Annotated in this window: 5 protein-coding genes; 3 read left to right on the forward strand and 2 right to left on the reverse strand. The window is 34.4% G+C overall.

Translation table 11 applies throughout. The features are described from left to right. Positions 1-364: 364 nt before the first annotated feature. Positions 365-3,400 carry a WGR domain-containing protein gene (locus F6K40_RS31915; protein ID WP_293141876.1) on the reverse strand — a complete coding sequence of 1,012 codons (3,036 nt, stop codon included), beginning with the start codon at positions 3,398-3,400 and terminating at the stop codon, positions 365-367. A 1,105-nt stretch (positions 3,401-4,505) separates the two neighbouring features. On the opposite strand from F6K40_RS31915, the gene F6K40_RS31920 reads away from it, so the two are divergent. The 3 genes from F6K40_RS31920 (at position 4,506) to F6K40_RS31930 (ending at position 6,311) form a co-directional block, all read left to right on the forward strand. Beyond that, positions 4,506-5,276: a class I SAM-dependent methyltransferase gene (locus F6K40_RS31920; RefSeq protein ID WP_293141878.1), complete on the forward strand. Its 771-nt coding sequence runs from the start codon at positions 4,506-4,508 to the stop codon at positions 5,274-5,276. A 12-nt stretch (positions 5,277-5,288) separates the two neighbouring features. Continuing rightward, the gene (locus tag F6K40_RS31925; RefSeq protein WP_293141880.1) at positions 5,289-5,447 is read left to right on the forward strand and encodes a hypothetical protein; all 159 of its coding nucleotides are present in this window, start codon (positions 5,289-5,291) and stop codon (positions 5,445-5,447) included. A gap of 279 nt (positions 5,448-5,726) precedes the next feature. Beyond that, entirely contained in the window at positions 5,727-6,311 is a 585-nt protein-coding gene (locus F6K40_RS31930; protein WP_293141882.1) for a Uma2 family endonuclease, read from the forward strand. A gap of 573 nt (positions 6,312-6,884) precedes the next feature. On the opposite strand, the gene F6K40_RS31935 is transcribed toward F6K40_RS31930, so the two are convergent. Beyond that, complete coding sequence (locus F6K40_RS31935) at positions 6,885-7,997, reverse strand: geranylgeranyl reductase family protein (protein ID WP_293141884.1); 1,113 nt, start codon at positions 7,995-7,997, stop codon at positions 6,885-6,887. Positions 7,998-8,193 lie beyond the last annotated feature (196 nt).

Raw genomic sequence — 8,193 nt, forward strand, 5'->3', positions numbered from 1 at the left:
GAAGGAAATTTTCCCGACTCATCACCTTTGGCGGGTGCTTTAACAAATGATTACACTCTGGCTCTTAAGGCAACAGTCGGGAAAAATTCCGACTCATCACCTCTAGTGGGTGCTTCATAAAATGAATTTATTATTGCTCTATACGCAATAGAAGGAAATTTTCCCGACTCATTACCTCTGACAGGGTGCTTCATAAAATGAATCTATTATTGCTCTATACGCAACAGAAGGAAATTTTCCCGACTCATTACCTCTGGCGGGTGCTTTAGCAAATGATTAAACTCTGGCTCTTAAGGCAATAGTCGGAAACTTTCCCGACTCATCACCTCTGGAGGGGTGCTTCAGTCCAGTAGTGGACTGACACTCAATCCGTGTATCCGTGCCATAATCCGTGTGAGCTTTTAACTTTCCGAGAAACAGACCTAACAGAAATAGGCAAAGAAACCTCTGGATAACTATTATGAATTTTCAACATAATTTCAATCGCCTTTGCCTTATCCCCAATGGCAATAGTCACAGACTGCCTAGTCAAAATATCCGCCACAATTCTCGCCGCTGCCTCACTTTTTTCTGCCTCCTTTTCCAAAAAACTAAATACTCGTTGCTTTGCCACCCGACCTTTATTCACCTGACACAAAACACTAATAAAATAAGGCTGCAAATCTCGCAATCTTTCCACATTATCGGCAGCATAATCTGACAAAAAATCCGTAGCAAAAACCTGCATATCTCCCGAAGGATGTTCGCTAAACTTCAACAAATAATCTTGACCATAACTATCCTCAAAATAACGACTCACCAATTGACGCCCAAACACCCTTACATCATCCCGCACACTATCACAAATACTCACCATTATTTCCGGCAACCAATCAGTTTCATCAAATGATTTTTGAAATATTTCCCAAGCAAAATTACGAGAATCTTCCCAATCAGATTCTAACAACCTAACCGCAGCCAACATCTCCTGAGAATTACCTCTAAAACGAGGAATATTTTCAGAAAAAATTTGCCATGCAGCTTGTCTAACTGCCACTAATTGATAATTTGCCAACTTAACAATTTCAATTGTGGCAAAATCTCCTGCCCACTGCCGATAATTTGCCTTTAAAATTAAACCCGCTAATTCTTGAGTAAAGTCTGATTTAGCCCTTAATAACTGCTTAGTTTTTTCTAAACTAATACTTTCTTGCCATCCCGGAATATCATCCCTCAATAAACCTGCTAAATAATCGTGAACCCCTTCTGACTTTTCTGGCATTAGCAAAATGTCGATAAATTCCCCTGCTAACTGACTAGCAAAATCTGAATATTTCCTTGTCAAATCCTGAATAATAGGCTCAATTAAACTCCAAATATCTTCCTCAGAACTAACCGCCATAGCAATAATTAAATCTCGCCGAGAACCGATCAAAATTTCCTCTGGCAACTGCCCAAATATTCTAATACCAATTTCCCGAATTTTTGGATAGGGAGATTCAATCAACGACTCAATTAAATTAGTAGGTAATTCCGCAGCAGGAGTTTCATGGTTTTCCAGAATATTTGCTCCTAACTCTTGAATTTCTACCAATGAATGTTGGAGTAAATCTATAATAACTCCCATACCCAATTGTTTTAATTGATAGCTCAAACAACTCAACAATATATCCGCAATATCTTGAGCGACTCGCTCTATCCAATAAGTTTCTTGTTTAAAGGTTAATAACTCAGCAATAACTTTACCAATTAATACTTTAGCAGTACCTTCTTTCAGACTATGTGAACTAAGAAATGTTTGAACAAATTCACGAGTGTCTGGTTCCTGACTGGTAATTAAACCAGCCAGAAAATTAGCATTTAAAAATCTATTTGGTTGTTTATTTATCCAGCGATAAGCTGCCGTATGTGCTTTAGGCAAAATACTATTTGCCGATGCTAAAACCAAATCTATATCGGGGTCTATTTTTTTATATCTTTCTATAGCTAATTCAAATCCAAATCTAACTGTAACTTCATAAGATTTTTTGATAAATTCTATGAGAGTTTTGATATTAATTTTTGGATAAAAACTCTGGCAACGATCCAATACTCTCACAGCAAAATTATTTACAGCATGACAGTTACTTTCTAATAATAATTGCACCAATATTTCTGGTTGTTTCTCCCATAATTCAGGAAAAGCTTCTCCCCGTTGTTTAATCTCCTTATTAGTTCGTTCAAAGTATCCGTTAAACTTCCACTCTAGCCTATCAGAAGATAAAGAATAACGAGAATGATTTGTGTAGAGAATATGAGAGAGAACTAGAAAATCAACAAATCTATGTTCGAGTTGAGAATAAAATCTCTTTTCTAGCCGATAATACATAACATCAGCATCAGAATATTGCCGTAAAATACTTACCGCTAAATTAATATATTCAACATCATTATCTATGCCAAGTTTCTCTAAAATTCGCCAAATTCGCTTCTGTAAATAATTACGAGTTTTTTCAGTATAAACATTCCAACCAGTTGTTTTTTCTGTGTCAAATCTATAAGTAAGAATGCCAAAAATTTCTGGGTCTCGACGATATTCAGCCATTTTAAAAATATGACGAATTGGCTGAAAAAAGTTTTCTTGAAATGGAGCAGTACGGAGAAAATTTAAAAGAGCAGGTCGCACATATTCATTATCTATTTGATATAGTCTTTCTATGTCTGAAAAACCTTTACCTTCCCCTAGACGTTGCTTAAATACTTCCTCAAATTTTTCTGCCGTTCCATGACGGGCAAACTCCCTTAATTCTGGCGATAAAAACTCGATCATTTCTGTCTGTAATTCGGCGCGAACTTCCGGTTCAGATAATTTCAAAATCGCCTCAAAAACTATCCGACTAACAAACTCTGAAGTTGCCGGATTTTCATACAGTCTAATTAAAGCAGCAAGAGCATCTTTTCCACCACACCAACCCAACGACCAAGCAATACAATAATCTCTTAAATCCGTACCAGTGCCGATAAAATTAATTAACATCGGAGTAGCTTCAGCTATTTTTAATTCCCCTGCCCGCCAAATAATTCTTTCCAGAGGACGACCAGTTTTTTCTCTAGCTAAATGTTCCAGAATTGCTTGTTTACGCAAATGATTCTGGTTAGGAACTTCTGTTTTTTTAGGGAGAGAATCTAGAGAAATTCCAGTAACGTCACGATAACCACGCTTAATTTTTTCTGCTATTACTTGATTGAAAACTTTTTCAGCTTTTGCAAAAGGAACATAGCCATCTGTTTTAATACCATGTCTTAATTCTGAACCACGACGACCGTAATTAAAATTAACCATATAATGCTGATTTTCTTTCACTTCAAATAGCTCAACCTCATAAATTTTATCCGAGCGATCGTCTTGATAATGGAGGATAATTTTTTTGATTACTTTCATAGGATTTTCTTAGTCCAATCGGTAAATATGAATAGATGTAATTAATATATTATATTATGTTCAGAATGAATTGACAGCCTATGGATAATGGATAACTGATAATTGATAATTGATAATTACCTCTCCCTAAAAGCTATGCTTTATAAACATCTTTCTTCACATAAAAACTGACAAAAGTGAGAAGTTATGTATAGGCCGTTTGAAAGTCTTTTTCATCAGAAAAGTGTATTGAATTTAGACGTTTTTTTGAAGATTCTTACTCCCCACACCTCCCCATCCTCCCCATCCTCCCCACCCTCCCCACAACCTTTTAGGGAGTTTCTTATAAGGGATAGCCCTAAAAGGGAGAGGATTGACTCAAAGGAAAAGATTTATTTTATTCCTCTTGAAAGGGGAGGCTTTAAACCTGAATTATCTAATTCTTTAATTGTTAAATTATTAATTATTTCGGTAACAGAATTGAATATAAGGAAATATCCTAGCACTTGTCTTAAGTTGGTCGATATCCAATCTTCTCTTGAGAAGAAAAAAATTCTTTTTAACCCAATCCTTCTATTACAGAAGAGGTAATTATTAATTGTTAGTTATTAATTATTGAAAAATAGTAAGCATTCAGCTATTAGCAGTCAGCTCTCAGCTTTCTAATAATCCAATGTAGCTCGATAGACTAGACTATTAAGGTTAGCTGATAGACTTTTTCCCATACTTTGAATTCTTTGAAACATCTCAACTACTTTTTCCTCTTTTAAAGATAATGAAGCTGATAGCTGATAGCGTTAGCTCCTCTAAAAGAGGCTAGCTAACCGCTGAATGCTTACGAAAAATATCTATAACTTTTTACTATTAGTTTGGTAAATATAATTAATTTTTTTAAAATATCAAAATCTAGACTAAATTTTAAATATTAAATGTTTTCTTAATCTCTTTAATCTCTGTTAAATTGAGCCAGAGTTAAATCTTACTACAAAAGTAGGGTCTTATTGCTGAGAACTGATAGCTAATAGCTGAATGCTTACTTAACTTTCTATTTCCAGAATGCCATGATTTGAGAATTGAGTTAAAGTTGTGAATGAAAATAATATTAATTAAGAGTGGCTAAGATAACATGAACCCACTAAATCGGTTTTCTGACCGAGCAACAGATTATGCAAAGTATAGACCCAACTATCCAAAAGAAGCTATTACTGCTATAATAAGTAGATTTGAAAATCCTTCTAAATTAGTAGCAGCAGATATTGGGGCAGGTACAGGAATTGGCTCTAGAATGTTAGCTGAACAGGGAATCAATGTAATCGCTATTGAGCCAAATATTGAAATGAGAAATGCTGCTACACCTCATCCTTTAATCAAATTTCAGGAGGCAACTGCAGAAGCTACTAATCTACCTAATGAATCTGTCGATATAGTAACTTGTTTTCATGCTTTTCATTGGTTTAACTTGGAACCTACTCTACAAGAATTTCACAGAATTTTAAAACCATCTGGCAGGTTAGCTATTGTACGAAATAACTGGAATAAAGAAGATGGATTTACTCAAGAAAATAGTAATTTAATGAAGCAGATATCTAAACTTCATCCACTAGCTGAAAATAAGGGTAATGTTTCGATTGCATCTTTAGAAGAAAGTCCGCATTTTGTTAATTTTAGACATTCAGTATTTGCTCATCGACAAGAGTTAGATTTACTCGGACTAATAGGGCGAATAATGAGTTCTTCATCGGTGCCAAATCAAGGTTATGAACGGGAAGAAATTACAAAAAATTTGAAGATATTATATGAACGATGGGTTGATAAAAAAGGTTTAGTTTATTTCGTTTATCGCACCGATTTATATCTTGCTGAACCTCGGGTAATAATTACTTCAAATCGATTTTAATTTAGGGAGTAGGTGTCGGAAGGGTGGGAGGTGTGGGAGGTATGGGAAGTGTGGGAAGGGTGGGGAGATGGGGAACAAGTACAGGACTTACGCAGAACCACTATATCTAGTATGGGCGATTCACGTTTGCGCAGCATTCCGCAGGAAATCGCCCCTACAAATGGTGTATGATTTGATATGCGTGCGTAATACCATTTAAAAAAAAGAATGTTACGAATAGTAAGAGCGATAAAAATAATTTTCAGGAGACATCCCTTTGACAAAAAAGATTATTTCCGACCTAAAAAGTGGTATTGAAGCAATTCATTCTGACTCCTGCCTCCTGACTTCTGACTCCTAAAAAATCCCTTAGTTATTTGTAGCAAATATTTATCAAAATGGCATAAGTCTTGAAGCAAAAAATATTTACCCCGTCGGTTTTACCATATTAATCTGGAATTTGAGAAAAATATGCAAGTTCAAACAGAAAATAAAATATATACTCCTGAAGAATATTTTTTATTAGAGGAAACTGCTGAATATAAACATGAATATAGAAATGGAAAAATTATACCAATGACAGGTGGAACTACTAATCATAACGAAATTGCCAGTAATTTTTGTGCTTACTTAAAGTTGGCTTTAAAAGGCAAAAATTATCGTGTATTTATCGGCGATGTACGGTTGTGGATACCCGATTATAATTTATATACCTACCCCGATCTAATGATAATTGAAGGTCAACCATCTTATTATCAAAATCGTACTGATACAGTTACTAATCCCTCAATACTTGTTGAAGTATTATCAAAATCAACAGCAAATTATGACCGAGGTGAAAAGTTTAAATTTTATCGCTCAATTCCTGATTTTAAAGAGTATATTTTGATTGACCAATATCAGTTTTATATTGAACAATATGCTAAAACTGCTGAGGAAAAATGGGAAGTTACATATTATCAATCTCAAGAGTCAATATTAAAGTTAATTTCTCTAGATTTTCAAATAGCTTTTAGCGATCTTTACGACAGAGTAGATTTTAACAATCAAGATTGAGAAAAATATGGCAGAAGGAAGAATAGTGATAAAAAAGTTTTTGTTTGTAGTAGGGATTGATCAAAAAGATAGATATTGTTCAAGTCCTACTACAAACTTTAATTACAACTATTTAATGATAACTATTCAACCGGAAATGATATAAATATTTATCAAAGTAGTATTCAAAGTAGTATTAGGTATAAGCATGAAAAATACAGCAGATTATACCTTAGTGAAATACACCTATCACGGGCAAGATGCCCGCACTAGGAAGATTTAATTCTTAATATCTGTACTTCATATACTTGGAATATTTTTTCCAGGAGAAGGCAACAGACAGTAGATATCAATGGAGTTACAAAATTGATTTTTTTATAGTAATACCATTTCTCTGTAACAATGCGCTTAATAATTCTTCCCCAGACCTGAATTTTACTAATATCTGTTATCTTTTATTAAGCGCAACTTCATGGAGAATTGGTATAAGAGAAAACCTTTGTTTTGATGAGGATAAAATCAATTTCTCTATTTCTAGCCTCTGGGTTTAGCCAGAGGTACTGATAACTGATAACTGATAACTGATAACTGAAATTACCTTTGCCAAAGTTTTCGTAAAGCAGAATTTACTACATCAGAATAACGCAATTCTCCAGACAAAGTTTTCGTCATAATAGTAGTGGCACGAGGTTGCTTCACCCCTACTTGATAACCAATACTTGAAAAACGAGAAAATCCTTGAGCTAAACGTTGTGCCCAAACCATATCTTTACCCCATTCATCATTAATTATTTGAGTGTATTTTTCTAGGGCAAATAAATCCCCATTTAGAGAATTATGAATTGCTGTTGCTGCTTTAATACCTGTAAATATAGAAGGGCGAATTCCTTCGGCAGTAAAAGGGTCAACAATACAAGCTGCTTCTCCTGCTAAAACAGAATTTTGAGTATGTAATTTTTGATTTCCATTCCATAAACATAAAGGATGACCAAACTTCTGAACATTTTGAATATCTACCTCAAACATCGTGGCATATTCTGTTAATAAAGCTCCAAAATTTTGACCGTGTTTTCGCCAAAATGTACCGACTCCTATCGAGTATCCATCAGCTTTAGGAAAGTTCCAAACATAGCCATTATTTAACATTCCAAATTCAAAATAAGCACTATCAATTTGTTGATTTTTAACTGGTACTTCTATTTCCATCGCACCACCTGAAAAGCGTTTACGATTTTTAAAGCCTAACCATTTTGCCATAGAACCTTTAGCACCATCGGCAGCAATTAAATAGCGACAACTAAAGGATTCATTCTTTGTATAAACTTGCCAATTATTGTTCTTAAATTCTATGGCGATCGCTGGAGTTTGATGTCTAATTTCTGCTCCCTGTTTTTGCGCTTGCTGAACAATAAAATAATCAAAAATTTCTCGGCGTACCATCCAAATAGGTTGTTGATTTTGTAGTTTTACTTCTACTAAATCGCCTTTTTTCCAAGTATAACGAATGGAGTTAATTTTCATAGAAATAGCTGGTGTAAAATCAAAATCAAACCATTCTTGAACAATAGGAGAAACTCCACCTCCACAGGGTTTATATCGAGGTAAAGTTTCTTTTTCTAAAACTAATACAGAACGTCCGTTTTTTGCTAGATGATATGCTGCACTTGCTCCAGCGGGGCCGGAGCCAACTATTATACAATCAAACATTTTAATTAAGGAATAAAATCAATTCAAAATTCAAAATTATTAATTCAAAATTATAACCTCTGCCTAAAGTCAGAGGCTTGAAATCAGGAAAATATTTTTGATTTTTTCCTTGTTTATACTGATACTACCGGATTTAATATGACAGGATTTTACATTATTAATCTCGATCAACTTTTGTAGTTTAAATAATGTAGCG

Source organism: Okeania sp. SIO3I5, assembly GCF_010672085.1.
GTDB lineage: Bacteria > Cyanobacteriota > Cyanobacteriia > Cyanobacteriales > Microcoleaceae > Trichodesmium.